The sequence below is a fragment of the Rhizobium sp. rho-13.1 genome (assembly GCF_007000305.1).
GTDB lineage: Bacteria > Pseudomonadota > Alphaproteobacteria > Rhizobiales > Rhizobiaceae > Rhizobium > Rhizobium rhododendri.
Genome location: NZ_SCFL01000002.1, coordinates 245,770 through 266,264 on the forward strand (window position 1 = coordinate 245,770; position 20,495 = coordinate 266,264).

Sequence of the window (20,495 nt, forward strand, 5' to 3'; positions counted from 1 at the left end):
CCATGGCCGAGCCAATCATCCGGCTAACCGATCTCAGGCGTGACTACCTTTCGGGCGACAGCACGATCAGCGTCCTCAAGGAGATCAACCTGTCGATCGAGGAGGGCGAGATGATCGCCATCGTCGGTCCCTCGGGGTCCGGCAAGTCGACGCTGATGAATATTCTGGGGCTGCTCGACAGGCCGACGTCGGGGACATATGCCGTCGCCGGCCAATCGACGCAAACGCTCGACAGCGATGCCCTTTCGAAGCTGCGCCGCGAGCATTTCGGGTTTATCTTCCAGCGCTATCACCTGCTGTCCGAACTGACCGCTCTCGGCAATGTCGAAGTCCCGGCCATCTACGCCGGCCAGTCATCTGCGCGCAGCATCCGCGCGCGGGAACTGCTTGTGCGGCTTGGTCTTGGAGATCGTCTCGGTCACAGGCCCGGCCAGCTTTCCGGCGGCCAGCAGCAGCGTGTCTCTATAGCCCGGGCGTTGATGAACAACGGCAACGTCATCCTCGCCGACGAGCCCACTGGCGCGCTCGACAGGCAGAGCGGTGGAGATGTCCTGCGCATTCTCAACGAGTTGAATGCCGAAGGCCATACGGTCATCATCGTCACCCACGACATGTCGGTCGCGGCCCACGCCAATCGCATCATCGAAATTTCCGACGGCTGCATCGTCGCCGATCGTCCTTCGGAAAAGGCTGCGTTGCCAACAGGCCCGGTATCCGCGATGGCGAGACCGGCACCGCAATCCGGCCCCGGCTGGCGGGCTGGCCTCGCCAGTCTGCGCGAAGCCTTCATCATGGCTGTTCTGGCGCTCAAGGCGCACCGGCTGCGCACTTTCCTGACGATGCTCGGGATCATCATCGGCATTGCCGCGGTCGTCTGCGTCGTCGCCCTGGGGCAGGGAACGCAGCAGAAGGTGCTTTCCAATATTAGTGGCCTCGGCACCAACACGCTGGAGATATTTCCGGGCAAGGGTTTTGGCGATCCCCGCGCCGGTCGCATCAAGACCCTGGTGGTCTCGGATGCCAACGCGTTGAGGCAGCTGAGCTATGTCGCGGCGGTGACGCCCACGGTTTCGACCAGCACCACCGTGCGGTTCGGCGCCAAGGAGGCCAATGCCCTGGTGAACGGCGTCGGCGACCAGTATTTTGTAGCCAAGGGCTCGAAGCTGACGAAAGGCCGGTTCTTCGATGACAGGGATGTCCGGGACATCACCCAGAACGCCGTCATCGACCAGAACACCGCATCGTCGCTGTTCGACCATACGGGGCTTGATCCGGTAGGCCAGATCATCCTGGTCGGCAAGACGCCGATCCGCGTCATCGGCGTCATTGCCATGCAGCAGGGCGGGTTCGGCTCCAGCGACAACCTGTCGGTCTATCTGCCCTATACCAGCGTCCAGGCACGCTTTCTCGGCGATATGTCGTTGCGCAGCATCACCGTGCGGGTGTCCGACGATGCATCGAGCTCGGTTGCAGAAGATGCCATCACGCAATTTCTGAAACGTCGCCACGCGGCGCAGGACTTCTCCATTCTGAACACGGACGACATCCGCAAGACGATCACCGCCACGGCCGAGACCCTGACGCTGCTGGTGGCGGCCATCGCCGTCATTTCCCTGCTCGTCGGCGGTATCGGGGTGATGAATATCATGCTGGTGTCGGTGTCCGAGCGGGTGGGTGAAATCGGCGTGCGGATGGCCGTCGGCGCCCGGCGCAAGGATATTCTCCAGCAATTCCTGATCGAAGCCGTGATTGTCTGTGCGCTCGGCGGCGCATTAGGCATTGCCACCGCGATGACCTTCGGCGCGGTCTTCAATGCGATCAGTACCAATTTCTCGCTGATCTATTCCGATGGCTCGATCGTGCTGGCGCTCGGCTTTTCATGCCTGATCGGCGTGGTGTTCGGCTTCATGCCGGCGCGCAACGCCTCGCTGCTGGATCCTGTCGCGGCGCTGGCGCGCGATTGACGCGAGGTGTCTGCGGCTTTCCAGGAAAAAGCCAGCTTCGCCAAGATGTGGGGCATGGTGACGAAGCTGGCCGATCGATGCTAATCAGGAAGCAGCGAACCACCAAAATTTACAGCACTGCGCGGCAGAAACATTTCCAAGCATTGCTGAAAGAAGGTCATTCTGCGGAAATTGGTGTCTCAATATGCCCGCCTCTTTCTCTGTTGACCCGACATGCGTTCATGACAGGTGTCGCTGCTGGTTAAGTAATTGATTTAAATGACTAATAATCAATATCCGGAGGCGCGTCGAAAGTGCGGTTGCAAAGGAGCCAAAACGGGCCGTTTACCACCGCTTAATTGAACGCGCGCGAACGTGATGTCTCAATTCATCACGGGGGATAGCATCATGGTCAGCGCGGTTTCGAGTTCCACAATCTCGCTCTTTACGGCATCAACGACGTCTTCTTCGTCTTCCTCCTCGTCTACCGGCGCGAGCGACGAGACGACCATCAAGGCCCAGATCGCGGCCAAGAAAGCGGAGCTAGCCGATACAAAGGATGCCGACGATGCCAAGACGTTGAAAGCGGATATCGCGACATTGCAGGCAAAGCTCGATAAGATCGAAGCCGCAGCCACCGCAAGCGCCCAGTCCGGCACGGCTGCTGGCGGCAAATCTGGCGGCACACAGCCATCCGCCACTGCGGGTCCGGCTCAATCTGGTGCGTCCGCCAAGGCAACACCGTCCGATAGTGCAACGGCAAACAGCACCAGCGCGGACGACGAGGCATCATCGCCGATGTCCGGCGAAAGCGACCGCATCGGCACCACCAACTTCACCGCCGATACAAGCTTCGGCCAGCGCACGGCCTACCTCTGAAATGGCAGTGTGTGGGGCAGTGGGCCCTAGGACTGCGCCTCCTGTAAGGCGGTCGCCTTGAATGTGATCACCTGAGCAAGGCCGCCTGTGGTTCTGTTGCGAACCGCAATCTCGCCATCGAAGCGGGAAATGATTTCCTTGGCGATTGCCATCCCAAGCCCTGCGCCAGGGAAGGATTTCTGCCGGGCGATGTCGATCCGGAAGAACGGCTCGAACACCTGGCTCAGTCGCTCCTCGGGGATGCCCGAGCCCGTGTCGTTGATCTCGACCTTGGCAATGCCATTGGTCTCGGTCACCGAAACGGTGGCGGATTCACCGTGGGTAGCAGCATTGATCAGCAGGTTTCTTAGCGCACGCGTCAGGGCCAGCGGCCCGACACGCACAATCGTCTGCTCTGTCGTTGCTACCGAGACATCCATGCCGATTGCCGCGAGTTCGTCGACGATATCCGTGACGACAAGATCCAGCCTGATGTCCTGAAGGCTGTCGTGATTGACTTCTTCCCGCACCAGGCCGATCGCGCTGTCGGCGATCTGGTCGAGTTCCTCCAGGTCGGCAAGCCATTTCCGGCGCTCGATATCGTCGGCGATGAACTCGGCACGCAAGCGCATCCGGGTCATCGGCGTTCTAAGGTCATGTCCGGCTGCAGCGACCAGCCGCATGCGGCTTTCCGTGGCGCTCTTGACCTTGGCCGACAACCGGTTCAGCACCTGCGCCGTCACGCGGATTTCGCCAGGACCTGTTTCCGGTACATGCGGCAGCGTTCCATCGGGGCCGATCTCGCCCAGCACTTTCTCCAGCAGGCGCAGCGGCTTGATGATTTTCGAGGCAGCGACGATGGAGATCACGACGCTACCGGCGACTATGAGGCTGAGCCAGCCGATGAGAATTTTCCAGCCGCCGGGCGGCGGGCCGAAATTCGGCATCGGCACCAGTAGCCATTTTCCGCTGGCAAGCTTGATCGATGCCGTTGTGCCGGCTGTCTCATCCTGTCTGGTGACGAAGGCTTCCAGCGGCTCGCCGGTACGGCTCAGTCCTTCCGTCAGGAAATTGGAAAAGCGCTCATCGCGCTCACCTGCGGCAGGTTCATCAGAGATCACCATGCCGCGGGATGCCGCTTCTTCAGCGTTGTGCTCGGCGACATTGGCAAGCCAGTGCATCTGCCGCGCCACGGGGTCCATGGTCTCCTCAGGCCTGGGCCCACGCATGACAAGTGCTGCGGCCAGCGACGAGGTGATGACGACCAGCACGATTGCGGTCACCAGCAGTAGTGCAAGGCGCGTACCGAGCGATTTCATGCCTCGCCCTTTACGGCTGTCACCGGAACGACGAGCTGGTAGCCGCCGTTGCGGATCGTTCGGAAAATCGGCATCTCCGGCGTCTCGCCGAGTTTTCGCCTGAGGCGGCTCATCAGAACGTCGATCGACCGGTCAGCCGGATCGCGGTCACGGCCCTGGGTGACATCGAGTAGTTGGTCACGTGACAAGAGGCGCCCGGAACGCTCTAGGAATGCCTTCAGCAGGTCGAACTCGGCGCCGGTCAGGCCGATGATCTCGCCGGTGTCCCGGGTCACACGCCGCAACTGCGGATCGAGCTTCATGCCTGCGAACTCGTAACTCTGGCGCTGGGGCTCGGTTTCTGCTTCGTCGTTGGAACGGCGCAACACGGCGCGGATGCGGGCGGCCAGCTCGCGTGGATTGAAAGGCTTGCCGAGATAGTCGTCGGCACCAATCTCCAGGCCGAGAATCCGGTCGATGTCTTCCTTCAGCGCCGTCAGCAGGATTACCGGCACCCGCGGCCGTCGGCCCCAGAGATCGCGGCAAAGGTCGAGCCCGGAGCCATCCGGAAGCATGACGTCGAGAACCAGCAGATCGGGGGTGCGGCGGCTCATCGCCTCGTTACAGCCGCGCAGATCGCCAGCCGTCGATACCCTGAACCCCTGCTCTTCGAGATAACGGCTGAGCAGCGTCCGGATTTCATGGTCGTCGTCGACGATGAGGATGTCGGGGGAAGCATTGTTGTTCATGATCAAAAATCCAGTTCAGCAAAGCTTTATACAAACCGGGCGGTATGAGAAGGGCATCGACAACTGCGGCCAGCCAGAAAATAGCCCGGACGGCCAGGTTCACAAAAAATCCTTTTGCGAGAAAAGTTCAGACATCTAGGGAAAGGTGCCGTTCACACGCCATGGTTAGCGTCTGCACCATAGAAGCGAATCAAGGAGCGGAAATGCGCCATTCCCACGATCTTTCAGACACGTCACTTGGCCATGTCAGCCATGTTTCCAATGGCGACGCCGATCTCGTTGAACTCTGCTCCCGGATCCGGACGGCAAGCGGCTCCTCTGCCAGGGAGTTACCGGCGTTGGTGCTGCGTTATCTGGCAAGCAGCCTGCATCGGATCGAAATCGACATTTATGTCGAGGAGTGCCTGCCGATGGTTTGCGACGCATCCCATGCCTTCGTTCGCGCCATGGGTACGTTCAGCCCGCGCAAAGCCGATGACAGCCTTGTGGAGCAGAGCCGTATGCGGCTGATAGAGGCCCTCGAGACGCTGGCCGACGAGATCAGGCTTTGCAAGATCCGCACGGCACCTTTTGCGCACATCGAGCGGCGGCCGATTGGCCAGCAGGACCTGGCAGACGGGTCTCTGGCCTCGGCAAGGTAGGTTTTTTGTATCGCTCGTTGCCGGTCAGTGATCTGCGTATCCGGTCCTAAAACCGTTGATCCGGGAACTTCTTCCCCTCCTTTTGGTTTATCGCTGCCGAGAGGCAGTTTTTGCCAAGAGGAGGATGACTATGCAAGACGACCGCGAACAGCAGATCAGGGACCGCGCGTACAGCATCTGGGAAGAGCAGGGACGCCCCCAGGGTGAAGACATGCGCCACTGGCTGCAGGCCTGGCAGGAAATCTCGAACGCAGATATCCCGGCGGAAGATGCCAATGCAATGACGCTTCCCGATAGCGCCGAAGCTACCGTCAAAAAGCCAGCGGTCGCTAACGCCCGCCACGGCAATGGCGCTACACAACCCAAAGCCAGCCGCAAAAAGAAGTCCTGAACAGGCGGCGATGAGGGGCTCCGGCGCCGTCGCGCCATGCGATTGAATGCCGGCTAATGATCTACTATTGCTCCTCTCCCGTCGAACCTGCTCCTATTGCGATTTGACGGCTATCCAGATCATATGGCGGGCGCCGCCACGTTTGCCGTTAGCGCGCGTGGCTACCTCTTCCGCCGAAAACCGGGCGTCCCGCAGCCGTTTGGTAAAACGCGTGTCGGGACCAGAGGACCACACTGCCAGAACACCGCCGGGGCGCAGGGCGTCACGGGCGGCGAGCAAGCCCTTCCGATCGTATAACCCGTCATTGGCCGCGTGCGTCAGTCCGTCCGGGCCATTGTCTACGTCGAGCAGGATGGCATCGTAGCTGTCGCGACCGTTCTGAATGGCGGCGGCCACGTCTCCCTCGTGGATCGCAACGCGTGGATCGTCGAGGCTTCCGGAGAAAATCTCTGCCATCGGGCCGCGTGCCCAGGCGACCACGGCCGGCACAAGCTCCGCCACGGTCACCCGGGCATCGCTGCCGATCGCACCCAGTGCCGCCCGCAATGTGAACCCCATGCCGAGCCCGCCGATCAACAGGTGCGGCGACGGCCGACCGGCAATCCTCTCGCAGGCAAGCGTTGCCAAGGCTTCTTCGGAGCCGCTGAGCCTGCTGTTCATCAACTCGTTGCTGCCGAGCATGATAGAGAACTCGCGGCCTCGTTGCTTCAGCCGCAGTTCGCCGCCACCGTTGGGGATGGATGCGGTATCAAGCAGGGTCCATGGTATCACGGGGCGGCTCTTCGATGTTGGTTACGGTGGTGGTCATCTCCGGTGGCTGGAGGCACTGCCGGGCACTGGCGATAAAGTTGTTCAGCCACGCTTCTAGCTCAGTTTCCAGGCGATGTAGATCAGCGTCAGCGCGATCAGCCAGAGCGCCAGGCGACCAGACCGCGTGTGGCGGGCCTCGGCCTTGCCGATCGCCTCGGCGGTCTCGTTGTCGAAGCGCAGCCCGTTCTGGCTCATGGCCAGCAGCTGGCGGTGGAACAGTTCGGTCTTGGCGGCAATTTCGGGCACGGCCTCGGCCAGTTTGACGCCGGCCTTCAAGGCATCCTGCAGATCGCCGATAATACGCTTCGGACCGAGATTGTTGCGGATCCATTCGCCGACGACGGGCTCCGACGCCTTCCACATATTGAAGCGCGGATTGAGCATGCGGGAGACGCCCTCGACCACGACCATGGTCTTCTGCAGCATCACCAGTTCGGGTCGCGTTTCCATGTCGAACAGCTCGGTCACCTCGAACAGCAGGGTCAGCAGCTTGCCCATCGAGATCGTTTCTGCCGGCTGGCCATGGATAGGCTCGCCGATGGCTCGGATCGCCTGGGCGAAGCTCTCCGTGTTGTGGTGGGCCGGTACATAACCCGCCTCGAAATGCACTTCGGCGACGCGCAGGTAATCGCGGGTGATGAACCCGTAGAGGATTTCCGCGAGGAACCGCCGCTCCTTCTTGCCCAGACGACCGACGATTCCCATGTCGACGGCGACGATGATGCCCTGCGGATCGACGAAGAGATTGCCCGGATGCATGTCGGCATGGAAAAAGCCGTCGCGCAGCGTGTGCCGCAGGAACGACTGGATAAGCGTATCCGCGAGGCGGTTGAGATCATGTCCGGAAGCGCGGAGCGCATCGACATCGGACATCTTGATGCCGTCGATCCACTCCATGGTGATGACGTCGCGACCGGTGCGCTCCCAATCGACCTTCGGGACGCGGAAGCCTTCGTCGCCTGCGGTGTTCTCTGCAATTTCCGACAGTGCCGAGGCCTCCAGCCGCAGGTCCATCTCGACCCTGGTCGTCTGCTCCAGCGCCTTCGTCACCTCGACAGGCCGCAGCCGCCGGCTCGAGGGCACGAACCGCTCCTGTAAGCCTGCCACCAGATACATGACGGCGATGTCGTTGGCGAAGCGCTGGCGCACGCCCGGCCGTATGACCTTGATCGCTACCTTGCGCAGGCCATCGGCCGTCCTCACCTCGGCCGGGTGCACCTGTGCGATCGAGGCTGCGGCAATCGGTTCGCCGACGCTGGCATAGAGATCGTCGAGCGACCGGCCAAGCGAGCCTTCGATATTGGCCTTGGCGGCGGCCATCGGAAAGAACGCCATGCTGTCCTGAAGCTGCGAAAGGTCATTGGCAAATTCGATACCGACGACATCCGGCCGCGTTGCCAGGAACTGGCCGATTTTCGCATAGGAAGGTCCGAGCCGCTCGACTGCCTTCGACAGCCTGTCGCTGCGCGCCTTGGTTTTCGAGCGGCGGCGGGCAAACAGCGCCACGAAGGACTTGGCAAGGCTGACCGATGGCGGCAAGCCTTCGGAGGGTAAGGCCTCGACAACGCCTTCCCGCACCAGGACCCAGCCAACCCGGATCAGGCCAAAATATCCGCCGAAAGAGCTCATGCTGTTGTTTCTCTGTCTGCTGCGCCGGGCAGCGCAAGCTTCTGGACCTCTGTCCGCCCCATGCCTAGAGCTTCCAGCCGGAATGCAGTGCCGCAATGCCGCCGGTGTAGTTGGTGAAGGTGACGCGACTGAAGCCGGCCTGGCGGATCATCGTTGCAAAGTCCTGCTGGTTGGGAAACTTGCGGATCGATTCCACCAGATACTGATAGGGCTCGGCCTCGCCGGTAATGGCCTTTCCAAAGCGCGGAATGGCGTTGAACGACCATGCGTCGTAGACTTTGTCGAGCAAGGGCAGGTCGACCTCGGAAAATTCCAGCACCAGCAGCCGGCCACCGCGCTTCAACACCCGATGGGCTTCCTTCAACGCCACGTCGATGCGGGGCACGTTGCGGATGCCGAAGGCGATCGTGTAGGCGTCAAAGCTGTTGCCCTCGAACGGCAGGTCCTCGGCGTTGGCTTCGACGAAAGTCAGGTTTTCAGAAATCTTCTTCTTTTCTGCCCGGTCGGCCCCGACCGCCAGCATCGAGCCATTGATGTCGAGCACGGTTGCGTGGGCCAGCTTGCCGGATGCCTCAACGATGCGGAAGGCGATATCGCCCGTGCCGCCGGCAACATCGAGCACCTTGTAGGACGGGTCCTTGCGCGGATGAAGGGCTGAGATCATCGCGTCTTTCCAGGCGCGGTGCAGGCCCATAGACATCACATCGTTCATGACGTCGTAGCGCTTAGCCACCTTGTGGAACACGTCGTTGACGAGGGCCTGCTTCTCGCCTTCAGCCACGTCGCGAAATCCGTAGGATGTCTCCATGCCGCCATCGGCGGCGGTGCGGCTCTTTGCCATCACTCAACTCCCTTGTCTAAATCGCCGCCGGCTGTGGCGAAAATGCTGGTGCCACGCTATCTGACTGGCCGATGCCACGGCACGTTGTCGTTGGTTTAGAACATGGCCGCTGGAAAGCAAAGCGCATTTGGTCGCGGTCCCTGCTGCTGCCGGTCACACCTGAAGATGGATTGTCATGCCCGAATTACCAGAGGTCGAAACCGTGCGGCGTGGCCTTGCCCCGGCGATGGAAGGGGCAGTGATAGAGCGGCTGGAGCTGCGCCGGGGGGACCTGCGCTTTCCGTTTCCGCTAGAATTTGCAGCATCCATAGCGGGCCAGCGGATCGCATCCCTTTCGCGCCGCGCCAAGTATCTGTTGATCGATCTTGACAACGGCATGACCGTCGTCGCCCATCTCGGCATGTCCGGCTCGTTCCGCATCGAGGCTGGGGAGGCGGCCGTTACGCCCGGCGACTTTCACCACCCGCGCTCCAAGAACGAGGTTCACGATCACGTCATCTTCCACTTGGCGCGCAACGGCGAGGCCATGCGTGTCGTCTACAACGATCCACGGCGTTTCGGTTTCATGGATATCGTTGCCCGGGCGGAGATGGCTGCACACCCTTTTTTCCGCGATCTCGGTCCCGAGCCCACCGGCAATGCGCTGAGCCCGGAAGGGCTGGCAAAGCGTTTTTCCGGCAAGGCCCAGCCGCTGAAAGGCGCGCTGCTCGACCAGAAAACGATTGCCGGCCTCGGCAATATCTATGTCTGCGAAGCTCTCTGGCGGGCTCACCTGTCGCCTTTGCGTGCCAGCGGAACATTGTCGACAAAGACCGGCAAGCCGCGCGAGACGCTGGTGCGGCTGGTGGCCTGCATACGTGACGTCATCGCCGATGCGATCGCTGCCGGAGGGTCGTCGCTGCGCGATCATATCCAAACGGACGGTTCGCTCGGCTATTTCCAGCATTCCTTTTCTGTCTACGACCGGGAAGGCGAGGCTTGCCGGACAGAGGGCTGCGGCGGTAAGGTCGGCCGAATAGTCCAGGCCGGCCGCTCTACCTTCTATTGTGCCACCTGCCAGAAATGATGCGAGGAGATGTCGATGGCCTATGAAACCCTGATCGTCGAAACCCACGACGCCGTCGGCCTGATCAGGCTCAATCGCCCGCAGGCGCTGAACGCGCTGAATTTGACCATGCTCTCGGAGTTGAAGACAGCCTATGCGGCTTTCCACGCGGACGACGCCATCGGTGCCATCGTCCTGACAGGCTCGGACAAGGCCTTCGCCGCCGGCGCCGATATCAAGGAGATGCAGTCGCTGGACTTCGTCGATGTCTACAAGAGCGACTTCCTGGGCGGCTGGGACGATATCGCCAAGGCACGCAAGCCGGTGATCGCGGCCGTTGGCGGCTTTGCGCTGGGCGGAGGCTGCGAGCTCGCAATGATGTGCGATTTCATCATCGCCGCCGAGACTGCAAAATTCGGGCAGCCCGAGATCACGCTCGGCATCATCCCCGGCATGGGCGGCTCCCAGCGCCTGACGCGGGCTGTCGGCAAGGCCAAGGCCATGGACATGGTGTTGACCGGCCGGATGATGGATGCGGCTGAGGCCGAAAGGTCGGGGCTGGTGGCGCGCGTTGTACCGGCCGAGGCGCTCGTGGAAGAAGCGCTCAAAGCCGCTGCGAAGATTGCCTCGCATTCGCGTCCTTCCGTGCTGATGGCCAAGGAGGCTGTCGGCCGCGCCTTGGAAACGACACTGGAGGAAGGACTTCGCTTCGAGCGTCGCCTGTTCCAGAGCCTCTTTGCCACCGAAGACCAGAAGGAAGGCATGGCGGCTTTCGTTGCCAAGCGTAAGCCAATGTTCAAAAACCGCTGATGCTAAAAGCGCCGGTGGAAAACGCGCTGCTGATTGGTTTTTGGCGAAACCGCGTTGACGGACCTCCGCTTTAAGGCTATATGCCCGCCACAGTTTGGAAAGCCTATCTGGTTTTCCGCGATTGCTCCCGCATTGCTGGATGACAGGACCACACGGTCCGGCACGACGGTGACGGGACTTTGTTCGAATTCTAGAGAGGCATACATGGCCAATACAAGCTCGGCAAAAAAGGCGACCCGCAAGATCGCTCGCCGCACAGACGTCAACAAGGCGCGCCGTTCGCGCGTTCGTACTTTCGTTCGCCAGATCGAAGAAGCAATCGCTTCCGGCGACGTGGCTCTGGCAACTGCAGCCTTCAAGGCTGTCGAACCAGAACTGGCACGCGCTGCCAGCAAGGGCGTGGTACCGGCCAACACGGCATCGCGCAAAGTCTCGCGTCTTGCCAAGCGTGTTAAGGCTCTGTCGGCTCCTGCCGCTTAAATTACAGTAACGATTGCAGCGTTTAGCTCCAAGCCCGGTCCTTAGCCGGGCTTTTTGGATTCGGATTTTTTCCACCGCCTGATGACGGCAGCATGTCTGATTAATGTCTTTCCTGTGACACGAAAAGAAGTTGTAAATCAGAGGCTTGGCTCAATTGCATAAGGTGAATTGCGGCTTTTTCTGACAAATTCCGCCGCTCACTGAGTCAAGAACTTTATTATTTTTTTTGATTCCAGACGTGTCGAATTTGCATCAGAGGTGAATCCCCTTGATTCAAAAGCGATTCTTTTTTGACAGGGGCGTGACAGCCAAAATTGGCTCCCGGAGTCAATGGCAAACCCTCCGACAAGCGCAAAAATGCCCGTTGATCTTGGCAGCCGATCCTGCCTAAATGATTTCCAACAAGGGGCACGGCTTAATCCGAAACGGCTTTGGCGAACGCTGCCAGTTCAGGCAGGGTGGATAGTTTTGTTTCTTGTGGCGGAGCGTTAGTTTCCGTTTTTTCATAAAGTTGACGCGTTCGGACAAGATGACAGCAATGTCTCCTGACGGCCGACGTGTGTCCTGATGGCACGGTCCATATGCCGGATTGTCAGGAGCTGTGACAAGATTGAACAGCCACTCTGGCGGGTCGGTCGGTAAGCGAGGACCGAGAGACTGCGCTTGGGCGAGACGATCGAAGACGGGGGCCGCTTGAGTGCGGTGTTCGTCACAGGTCTTGCGCTGGCTCTATGAGGAGCTGTGGAGAATAAACGATGCGCGATGCGATGACTCAGTGCGAGCCGGACCCCGCCATCAGACGAGATAATATCGGGCGGCGTTCCTTCGCCCGACATGACGAGATTCTGGAAGGCGGCGAAATGCAGATGAATACGATGACGACCGGTGCACTGGCGAAAAGCGGCGACGGTGCGCAGCAGGCGTTGAGCTCGGTTTGCCTTGAAGTGGCGGGAGACAAAGCAGACATGAAGCATAGTGTACTGTTCGAGCGTGTGAGCGCACGTTTGAAGGCGCAGGTCGGTGCCGACGTTTATGCCAGCTGGTTTGCCCGTCTCAAGCTGCATTCGGTGTCGAAGAGTGTCGTCCGCCTGACGGTACCGACCACGTTTCTGAAGTCATGGATCAACAACCGCTACCTGGATATGATCACAAGCCTGTTCCAGGCTGAAGATGCCGAAATCCTCAAGGTCGAAATTCTTGTCCGTACCGCCCAGCGGCATGGCACAAAGGCCCCTGCGGCTGACGAGCAGGTCGTCGTGCCAGATACGGGCGCCGTGGCCCCGATGCGCCGCCAGACCGCCCAGGCGGCAGGCCAGGCCGTCGCCCAGGCTGTCAATGCCGCTGGCGCTGCCCGCACGCCGAGCTTCGGCACACCGCTCTTCGGTTCGCCGCTCGATCCTCGCTACACGTTTGACACCTTCGTCGAAGGCGGTTCCAACCGGATCGCGCTGGCCGCAGCCGAAACCATCGCGGAAGCCGGTGCCGGTGCCGTGCGCTTCAACCCGCTGTTCCTGCATTCGAGCGTCGGTCTCGGCAAGACCCACATGCTGCAGGCGATCGCCAACGCTGCCGTGCGCAATCCGCGCGCCCTCCGGGTCGTTTACCTGACGGCCGAATACTTCATGTGGCGCTTTGCGACCGCGATCCGCGACAATGATGCGCTGACCCTTAAGGAGTCGCTGCGCAATATCGACCTTCTGATCATCGACGACATGCAGTTCCTGCAGGGCAAGATGATCCAGCACGAATTTTGCCATCTGCTGAATATGCTTCTCGACAGCGCCAAGCAGGTTGTCGTCGCAGCCGACCGCGCCCCTTGGGAACTGGAATCGCTCGATCCCCGCGTCCGCTCGCGCCTGCAGGGTGGCGTTGCCATCGAACTGGAAGCGCCGGATTACGAGATGCGCCTCGAGATCCTCAATCGCCGGCTGGCCGCAGCCCAGGTCGAGGATCCGTCACTTGAAATCCCAGCCGAGCTTTTGTCGCACGTTGCCCGCAGCGTCACCGCCAGCGGCCGCGAACTGGAAGGCGCCTTCAACCAGCTGGTTTTCCGCCGCTCCTTCGAGCCGAACCTGACTGTCGAGCGCGTCGATGAGCTTCTTGCCCACCTGGTGGGCTCAGGCGAGCCGCGTCGCGTGCGTATCGAAGACATCCAGCGCGTTGTCGCCCGCCATTACAATGTGTCGCGCCAGGAGCTGGTTTCGAACCGCCGCACCCGCGTCATCGTCAAGCCGCGCCAGATCGCCATGTATCTGGCAAAAACCCTGACACCGCGCTCGTTCCCGGAAATCGGCCGTCGCTTCGGCGGACGCGATCACACGACCGTGCTGCACGCCGTGCGCAAGATCGAGGAACTGATCTCCGGCGACACCAAGCTGTCGCACGAAATCGAGCTGCTGAAACGTCTTATCAACGAATAGTCATCTACGCGGTATGAATCGAAACGGCCGGCGAAAGCCGGCCGTTCTGTTGTCAGATACGCTGTTGCTGCATCTCAGGAAGTGGGCATCCTGGACGTTGGCAGGCGTTCGCCATTGATCATTTCCAAACGTCCGCGGCGATCAGCACCGGAAGTTTTGAACCGAGCGCATTGAGCGCGATACGGTGAACGGTTTCGGTGGGCGCGGTGCAGAGATCGCCGATCACCTTCACCACCATTCCGTCTGCAGCCCTCGACATCGCGGTGAAGACGACACAGTTCTGCGTCATCATTCCGCAGATCAGTAGCTCTTCAGTCCCGTTTAGATGTTCGGCGAGGTCGGTATCCTGAAAGGCGTCTGCACTGCTTTTGATGACGACGGGCGCATTGTCTGCAGCCTTCAGGACATTGTCGCGAATGGCTGTTCCCGCCCCGTCCTTCGCAAAGAGACCGGTGCTCGCTGCCGAAATGTGCTGGACCAGCACCACCTTGTCGCCGGCCGCTCTGGCTTTCGCTATCGCCGAGAGAATGTGGCTTTCGGTTTCGTCCGCTTGCCACAGGGGCAGGGCACCTCCCGAAAAATAATCATTTTGAATGTCGATGACGAGAAGGGTGCGGTTCATCCTGGAATTCCTTTGCAGGTCTGGAGACATCCCTCGGGGATACCAGACGTTTCAGCAGCTTTGGTAGCGCGGGCGCGTAGCGTTCATGTCAAGGAGTGGAGAGATGCGTATCGACCCATCGGGGCGAAGGGTTTCCTTCTCCCGACTGGTCGTGGTTACCCCTCAGCACGCCAAATCGGCCACCACGGAATCAAGGATCAGCATGCCCGCCGGCGTGCAGCGCAGGCGCGAATTGCCGATGCGCTCAATAAAGCCGTGCTCGAGCAGGAACTCTTCGCGCTTGGGATCGGGATCGCGGCCCGAAAAATGCCGCCATCGAACGAGGTCGATGCCTTCCTTCAGCCTGAGCCCCATCAGCAGCAGTTCATCGGCCTGCTCGTCGTAGCCAAGCATTTCCTGCTCGAGGATGCCGTGGCCGTCGCGCTCGACCATGTCGAGCCAGCTCTCGGGCTTGCGCTCAGTAGCCGTTGCCAGCTTGTCGCGTCCTTGCGTCAGGCGACCATGGGCGCCGGGGCCTATGCCCGCATAGTCGCCATAGCGCCAGTAGGTCAGGTTGTGGCGGCTTTCGGCGCCGGGGCGGGCATGGTTGGATACCTCGTAGGCCGGCATCCCCTCGCGCTCGGTGATCTCCTGCGTCGCCTCGTAGAGCAGCGCTGACTGGTCGCCATCCGGCACTACCAGTTTGCCGGCCTTGTGCAGGCCAAAAAACGGCGTGCCTTCCTCTATCGTCAGCTGGTAGAGCGACAGGTGATCGACCGCGTAGGACATCGCCTGTTTGAGTTCCCGCTCCCATTCCTCAACCGTCTGGTCTGGACGGGCGTAGATGAGGTCGAACGACATGCGTGGAAAGATGTCACGGGCAAGGCCTATGGCCTTCAGCGCATTCTCGGTGTTGTGCAGCCGGCCAAGAAATTTGAGGTCACGGTCGTTCAGCGCCTGTACACCGAGCGAGACACGGTTGACACCGGCCGCTCGATAGCCGCGAAACCGGTCTGCCTCGACGCTGGACGGATTGGCCTCAAGCGTTATTTCGATCCCATCCGGCACGTGCCAATGCGTGGCGATGCCGTCGAGAATGGCGCCGACCGTTTCCGGCGTCATCAGCGATGGCGTGCCGCCGCCGAGAAAGATGCTGGTGACCGTCTTCGCGCCGCTGAGCTGGCGCATCGATGCCATTTCTTTGAGAAAGGCGGCTGTAAAGCGCGGCTGGTCGACCGCCTGATGACGGACATGGCTGTTGAAATCGCAATAGGGGCATTTGGCAGCACAGAACGGCCAATGCACGTAGACGCCAAAACCGGGCTCGCCGGTATCGGGCAGGAGAGGGGCGCCACGCAAAAGCGCGCTATGCGAATCGACAATGTTCACCGGACGATCCTACGCTTCCAGCCCGGTTTCGACAAAGCGCTTGAAGGCTCGTGCCCGGTGCGACAGTGCTTCCGGGTCGCCGGGCTTCCAGCCGTGCTTTTCCTGTGCCGTCATTTCGCCGAAAGTCGCTTCATAGCCTGATGGCTGGAAGATCGGATCGTAGCCGAAACCGGCCTCGCCACGTGGCGGCCAGACGATGGTGCCCTCGACTTCGCCGCGAAAAAGCTCGGTATGCCCGTCGGGCCAGGCGAGGCAGAGCACGCTGACGAAATGGGCGCTGCGCTTGTCCGTCGTCGTTGCGCCAGCCTTCTGCAGGGCCGTCTCGACCTTCTGCATTGCCATCGCAAAATCGCGGCTGCCGTCGGCCGTTTCCGCCCAGTTGGCGGTGTAGACACCAGGATCGCCGCCGAGCGCATCGATCACCAGCCCGCTGTCGTCGGAGAGCGCCGGAAGGCCAGAGGTCTTAGCCGATGCCAGAGCCTTGATGCGGGCATTTTCCTCAAATGTCGTGCCGGTTTCGTCCGGTTCGATGAAGCCCAGTTCGGCAGCGGATTTGGCAACAAACCCCATCGGGCCGATCAGGTCGGCGATTTCGCGGATCTTGCCGGCATTATGGCTGGCAACGACGATGGTCTTTGTTTCGAGCTTGCGCATGCACTATTCCTGTCAGATCGCCCAGAGGCCGGGTTCGGCGCATTCCAGACTGTTGCCCGCGGGGTCGCGGAAGTAAATCGACCGCGCTCCGTTCGGCCAGAGAAAATCGGCTTCGATGGCGACGCCAGCGGCTGTCAGGCTTTGCACCATCCCGTCAAGCTGGTCGGCAGCGACGCGAAAACAGGCATGTCCGCTCCCCGCTGTCCCGTGGGATGGCACCGGCAAGGCCCCCGCCGGCGCAGGCTTTACCGTTTCCGCGCGATTGAAGATCAAAAGCACGCCGGGTCCGCAGCGAAAGAAGACATGCCGATCACCCTGACGGGTAATCCTGGGCAATCCCAGGATCGTCCCGTAAAAGCTATCCGCCTCGTCGAGCTCGTCGACGTAGAGCGCCGTTTCGAGAATGCCGTCAATGGCAACGGGCATCTGGTATCTCCGTCGATCAGCCGATCGCCTGCTTTTGCATCGCGACGAGCTCGGTGCAGCCATTCTTGGCGAGGCCGAGCAGCGTCAGGAATTCTTCTTCCGAGAACGGCTTGCCTTCGGCCGTGCCCTGGATCTCGACGATACCGCCGGAGCCGGTCATTACGAAGTTGGCGTCCGTCTCAGCCGAGGAATCCTCGAGATAGTCGAGGTCGATTACCGGCTGGCTGGCAAAGATGCCGCAGGAAATGGCGGCGACATGATCCTTGAGGACCCGGTCGAGCTTGATCATGCTGCGGCCTTCCATCCACTTGAGACAGTCGTGCAGCGCGATCCAGGCGCCGGTGATCGACGCGGTACGGGTCCCGCCATCCGCCTGGATGACATCGCAGTCGAGGCTGATCTGGCGTTCGCCGAGGGCCTGCAAATCGACAACGGCACGCAGCGAGCGGCCGATGAGGCGCTGGATTTCCTGAGTGCGACCGCTCTGCTTGCCGCTGGCGGCCTCGCGCTTCATACGTTCGCCGGTAGCGCGGGGCAGCATGCCGTATTCGGCGGTCACCCAGCCCTTGCCACTGTTGCGCAGCCATGGCGGTGTCTTTTCTTCAAGACTTGCCGTCACCAGAACATGGGTATCGCCGAACTTGACCAGGCACGAGCCTTCGGCGTGCTTGGAGAAGTTGCGCTCGAACGAGACCTTGCGCATCTGGTCGGTTTTTCTGCCTGAAGGCCGCATGTTATACTCCTGATGGTGTTGCACCGCTTCTACGATTGACGGCCCGCTTTTGCAAAGAAAAAGCGGCCTGCGCCGGCCGGCCGCCGATGATGGCATTTTCCTTTGTCATTGCGGGATGAGCAGCTATACTTGGAAAGGATCAATGCAGGGGCACCACGGCGAAATGGGATTTTTGACATCGTCGATTTCGGACGCCGTTTCGGCACTCGACGAAAGATCGAAGGAAGTTTTTCGTCGCATCGTCGAAAGCTACCTCGAACATGGCGAGCCGCTCGGTTCGCGCAGCCTGTCGAAACTGCTCCCGATTTCGCTCTCGCCAGCCTCCATCCGCAACGTGATGGGCGATCTCGAAGAGCTAGGCCTTATCTATTCGCCGCATATCAGCGCCGGCCGGCTGCCGACCCAGATCGGCCTACGGTTCTTCGTGGACGGTTTCATGCAGGTCGGCGATCTCTCGGCCGAAGACCGCGCCACGATCGACCGGCAGATCCGCGGCAGCAACCGCGACCAGCCGATGCAGTCGGTAATGTCGGGAGCCAGCCAGATGCTCTCGGGCATTTCGCGCGGTGCCGGTATCGTCATCACCAACAAGAGCGATCCGGTCCTGAAGCATGTCGAATTCATCCGCCTGGAGCCGACCAAGGCGCTGGCCGTGCTCGTCGGAGACCACGATCAGGTGGAAAACCGGATCATCGAGCTACCCGCCGGCATCACGTCGTCGCAGTTGACGGAGGCGGCTAATTTTCTGAACGCCCACATGACCGGCCAGACGCTGCCGACGTTGCGCAAGCAGCTCCAGACCCTGAAGAACGACGTGCGCCACGAACTCGACGTGCTGTCGCAGGATCTGGTCGAGCGTGGCATTGCTGTCTGGTCCGGCGACGACGACGCCAGCAAGCCGGGACAACTGATCGTCCGCGGCCGCGCCAATCTGCTGGATGGCCTTGCCGATGCCGCAGATCTCGACCGGCTGCGCATGCTCTTCGACGATCTCGAAAAGAAGGACAGCCTGATCGAACTGCTCGATCTCGCCGAAACCGGCCCGGGCGTGCGCATTTTCATCGGTTCTGAAAACAAGCTGTTTTCGCTGTCAGGCTCGTCGCTGATCGTTGCGCCATATCGCGACGGCGACGATAAGATCGTTGGTGCCGTCGGCGTTATCGGCCCGACGCGACTGAACTACGCCAAGATCGTGCCGATGGTCGATTATACCGCCCAGCTGATTTCACGCCTGTCGCGCAACGGATTGTAGCGCCTCCCCATTCAATCGCGGCGATTGCCGGCAAATCGCCGCTTCTTCATCGGCAAGCCTTGATTTTTCGAAGTCAAACCTCGATATCGGGCACATCCTAGAGACCACGCAATTCGGAGACCGTCATGATCGTCGACACGACCAATGATACACACGACGCAACGCCCAACGAGAACCTCGAAGAGTTCGCGCCTGATGTGGACGATGCTGCCGAGACAGCGCCGTCGGAGCCGGATCCCGTCGAGGTCCTGAAGGGCGAAAATGCCGAGCTTCGTGACCGTTACCTGCGGCTTGCTGCAGAAATGGACAACCTGCGTCGTCGCACCGAGCGGGAAGTCAAGGATGCCAAGTCCTATTCCGTCGCAGGCTTTGCGCGCGATATGCTGGCCGTCTCGGACAACTTGCGCCGCGCTATCGATGCCATCCCGGCAGACGTCCGCGAAAATGCCGATGCAGGTCTGTCGACGCTGATGGAAGGCGTCGAGATGACGGAACGCTCGATGCTGTCCACCCTGGAGCGCCATGGCGTCCGCAAGCTTGAGCCGGTCGGCCAGAAGTTCGATCCGAATTTCCACCAGGCAATGTTTGAGATCCCCAACACGGAAGTGCCGAACAACACTGTCGTGCAGGTCGTACAGGACGGTTACAGCATCGGCGAACGCATCCTGCGCCCGGCAATGGTAGGCGTCGCCAAGGGCGGTCCGAAGGCCGTAGATGTGGAAGTCGGCGCCAACAGCCCGTTCGACGAAAAAGACGCCTGATTTTTCAGCAGCCAGATTTCAATGACAATTGGCTGCTGCCCGTTCCTTCTAATCCCCGCCCTCGTGGCGGGGATCCACAACGCCGCTTAGACGGCGCGGGATCTCTTGCTCACCGCAGCGCTCTATAACCGCGCAGGTGGCGGTTGCCGATGCCCTGCGGCAAGCGGAGGAGTGAGCTCGGGATGTCTAACGAGATGAATCTAAGTAGCAGGGATTGGCGCGAGCCTTTGGTTCAGGCCCGCGCAGTTTTGCGCGGTAACCGAAACGTCACGCCGCGTTAGAGGCCTGTTCCTCGTTGAGGAACGCGTAGATCGCCGAGGCTGATTCGGTGGCCCTGAGCTTGGCGACGAGATCCTGGTCTCGCAGCACGCGGGCGATGCGCGAAAGCGCCTTCAAATGGTCGGCGCCGGCGCCCTCGGGTGCAAGCAGCAGGAAGACGAGATCGACCGGCTGGTCGTCCAGCGCTTCGAAGTCGACGGCTGAATCCAGCCGCGCGAAGACGCCGGTGATGGTCTTGACGCTTGGCAGCTTGCCGTGCGGGATGGCAATGCCATTGCCCACGCCCGTTGAACCGAGACGTTCACGCTGCAAGATTACTTCGAAGATATCCCGTTCCGACAGTCCCGTCAGCTTGGCGGCCTTGGCCGCCATTTCCTGAAGCAACTGTTTCTTGGAATTTGCCTTCAAGGCAGGGATGATCGCATCTTGCTGCAGCAAATCTGCCAAAGCCATTCTTTTTTCCTCGTGTGCCGGGATGCTCCCGA

At 60.8% G+C, this 20,495-nt stretch carries 21 protein-coding genes; 10 read left to right on the forward strand and 11 right to left on the reverse strand.

The annotated features are described in order from the left end of the window. Nucleotides 1–2: 2 nt before the first annotated feature. Both EQW76_RS07615 and EQW76_RS07620 read left to right on the forward strand, forming a co-directional pair. Complete coding sequence (locus EQW76_RS07615; protein WP_142823825.1) at nt 3–1,964, forward strand: MacB family efflux pump subunit; 1,962 nt, start codon at nt 3–5, stop codon at nt 1,962–1,964. Nucleotides 1,965–2,351: 387 nt separating this feature from the next. Further along, entirely contained in the window at nt 2,352–2,822 is a 471-nt protein-coding gene (locus EQW76_RS07620) for a hypothetical protein (protein WP_142823826.1), read from the forward strand. 26 nt (nt 2,823–2,848) lie between these two features. Here EQW76_RS07620 and EQW76_RS07625 read toward each other — a convergent pair whose 3' ends face one another. After that, nucleotides 2,849–4,120, reverse strand: a complete 1,272-nt coding sequence (locus EQW76_RS07625; RefSeq protein ID WP_142823827.1) for an ATP-binding protein — start codon at nt 4,118–4,120, stop codon at nt 2,849–2,851. Continuing rightward, nucleotides 4,117–4,848 (reverse strand): response regulator transcription factor, encoded by a 732-nt coding sequence (locus EQW76_RS07630; RefSeq protein WP_142823828.1) that lies wholly within the window; start codon nt 4,846–4,848, stop codon nt 4,117–4,119. The genes EQW76_RS07625 and EQW76_RS07630 overlap by 4 nt, the downstream gene beginning before the upstream one ends. Nucleotides 4,849–5,051: 203 nt before the next feature. Between EQW76_RS07630 and EQW76_RS07635 the strand changes: the two genes are divergently transcribed. Continuing rightward, nucleotides 5,052–5,489 carry a hypothetical protein gene (locus EQW76_RS07635; protein WP_142823829.1) on the forward strand — a complete coding sequence of 146 codons (438 nt, stop codon included), beginning with the start codon at nt 5,052–5,054 and terminating at the stop codon, nt 5,487–5,489. A gap of 130 nt (nt 5,490–5,619) precedes the next feature. Next, a complete protein-coding gene (locus tag EQW76_RS07640) occupies nt 5,620–5,880 on the forward strand; it encodes a DUF2934 domain-containing protein (protein ID WP_142823830.1) in 261 nt (86 codons plus the stop codon). Nucleotides 5,881–5,973: 93 nt separating this feature from the next. On the opposite strand, the gene EQW76_RS07645 is transcribed toward EQW76_RS07640, so the two are convergent. The 3 genes from EQW76_RS07645 to ubiE all read right to left on the reverse strand — a co-directional run bounded on the left by EQW76_RS07645 (nt 5,974) and on the right by ubiE (nt 9,160). Further along, nucleotides 5,974–6,651, reverse strand: coding sequence for a hypothetical protein (locus EQW76_RS07645; RefSeq protein WP_142823831.1), 678 nt, complete (start codon nt 6,649–6,651; stop codon nt 5,974–5,976). A gap of 93 nt (nt 6,652–6,744) precedes the next feature. Continuing rightward, complete coding sequence (ubiB, locus tag EQW76_RS07650) at nt 6,745–8,319, reverse strand: 2-polyprenylphenol 6-hydroxylase (RefSeq protein WP_142823832.1); 1,575 nt, start codon at nt 8,317–8,319, stop codon at nt 6,745–6,747. 64 nt (nt 8,320–8,383) lie between these two features. Beyond that, a complete protein-coding gene (ubiE, locus tag EQW76_RS07655; RefSeq protein ID WP_142823833.1) occupies nt 8,384–9,160 on the reverse strand; it encodes a bifunctional demethylmenaquinone methyltransferase/2-methoxy-6-polyprenyl-1,4-benzoquinol methylase UbiE in 777 nt (258 codons plus the stop codon). Between the two features lie 175 nt (nt 9,161–9,335). Here ubiE and mutM point away from each other — a divergent pair, with 175 nt between their 5' ends. From mutM to dnaA, 4 genes are all read left to right on the forward strand, one after another. After that, complete coding sequence (mutM, locus tag EQW76_RS07660) at nt 9,336–10,226, forward strand: bifunctional DNA-formamidopyrimidine glycosylase/DNA-(apurinic or apyrimidinic site) lyase (protein ID WP_142823834.1); 891 nt, start codon at nt 9,336–9,338, stop codon at nt 10,224–10,226. A gap of 15 nt (nt 10,227–10,241) precedes the next feature. Continuing rightward, nucleotides 10,242–11,015, forward strand: coding sequence for an enoyl-CoA hydratase (locus tag EQW76_RS07665; protein ID WP_142823835.1), 774 nt, complete (start codon nt 10,242–10,244; stop codon nt 11,013–11,015). Nucleotides 11,016–11,219: 204 nt separating this feature from the next. Then, the gene (rpsT, locus tag EQW76_RS07670; RefSeq protein ID WP_142823836.1) at nt 11,220–11,495 is read left to right on the forward strand and encodes a 30S ribosomal protein S20; all 276 of its coding nucleotides are present in this window, start codon (nt 11,220–11,222) and stop codon (nt 11,493–11,495) included. Nucleotides 11,496–12,355: 860 nt separating this feature from the next. After that, nucleotides 12,356–13,915: a chromosomal replication initiator protein DnaA gene (gene dnaA, locus EQW76_RS07675; protein ID WP_142824436.1), complete on the forward strand. Its 1,560-nt coding sequence runs from the start codon at nt 12,356–12,358 to the stop codon at nt 13,913–13,915. A 118-nt stretch (nt 13,916–14,033) separates the two neighbouring features. Here the strand turns inward: dnaA and EQW76_RS07680 are convergent, their stop codons facing one another. From EQW76_RS07680 to rph, 5 genes are all read right to left on the reverse strand, one after another. Next, entirely contained in the window at nt 14,034–14,537 is a 504-nt protein-coding gene (locus tag EQW76_RS07680; protein WP_142823837.1) for an isochorismatase family protein, read from the reverse strand. A 162-nt stretch (nt 14,538–14,699) separates the two neighbouring features. Next, entirely contained in the window at nt 14,700–15,905 is a 1,206-nt protein-coding gene (hemW, locus tag EQW76_RS07685; RefSeq protein WP_224128594.1) for a radical SAM family heme chaperone HemW, read from the reverse strand. A gap of 9 nt (nt 15,906–15,914) precedes the next feature. Beyond that, nucleotides 15,915–16,559, reverse strand: a complete 645-nt coding sequence (gene rdgB, locus EQW76_RS07690; RefSeq protein WP_142823838.1) for an RdgB/HAM1 family non-canonical purine NTP pyrophosphatase — start codon at nt 16,557–16,559, stop codon at nt 15,915–15,917. A gap of 12 nt (nt 16,560–16,571) precedes the next feature. After that, complete coding sequence (locus tag EQW76_RS07695) at nt 16,572–16,985, reverse strand: VOC family protein (RefSeq protein WP_142823839.1); 414 nt, start codon at nt 16,983–16,985, stop codon at nt 16,572–16,574. Nucleotides 16,986–17,001: 16 nt separating this feature from the next. Continuing rightward, nucleotides 17,002–17,718, reverse strand: a complete 717-nt coding sequence (gene rph, locus EQW76_RS07700; RefSeq protein ID WP_111216399.1) for a ribonuclease PH — start codon at nt 17,716–17,718, stop codon at nt 17,002–17,004. 163 nt (nt 17,719–17,881) lie between these two features. Here rph and hrcA point away from each other — a divergent pair, with 163 nt between their 5' ends. Further along, nucleotides 17,882–18,970, forward strand: a complete 1,089-nt coding sequence (gene hrcA / locus EQW76_RS07705; RefSeq protein WP_142824438.1) for a heat-inducible transcriptional repressor HrcA — start codon at nt 17,882–17,884, stop codon at nt 18,968–18,970. Between the two features lie 125 nt (nt 18,971–19,095). Continuing rightward, nucleotides 19,096–19,731 carry a nucleotide exchange factor GrpE gene (gene grpE / locus EQW76_RS07710; RefSeq protein ID WP_142823840.1) on the forward strand — a complete coding sequence of 212 codons (636 nt, stop codon included), beginning with the start codon at nt 19,096–19,098 and terminating at the stop codon, nt 19,729–19,731. Between the two features lie 267 nt (nt 19,732–19,998). On the opposite strand, the gene ptsN is transcribed toward grpE, so the two are convergent. Next, the gene (gene ptsN, locus EQW76_RS07715; protein ID WP_111216405.1) at nt 19,999–20,463 is read right to left on the reverse strand and encodes a PTS IIA-like nitrogen regulatory protein PtsN; all 465 of its coding nucleotides are present in this window, start codon (nt 20,461–20,463) and stop codon (nt 19,999–20,001) included. Nucleotides 20,464–20,495: the final 32 nt, after the last annotated feature.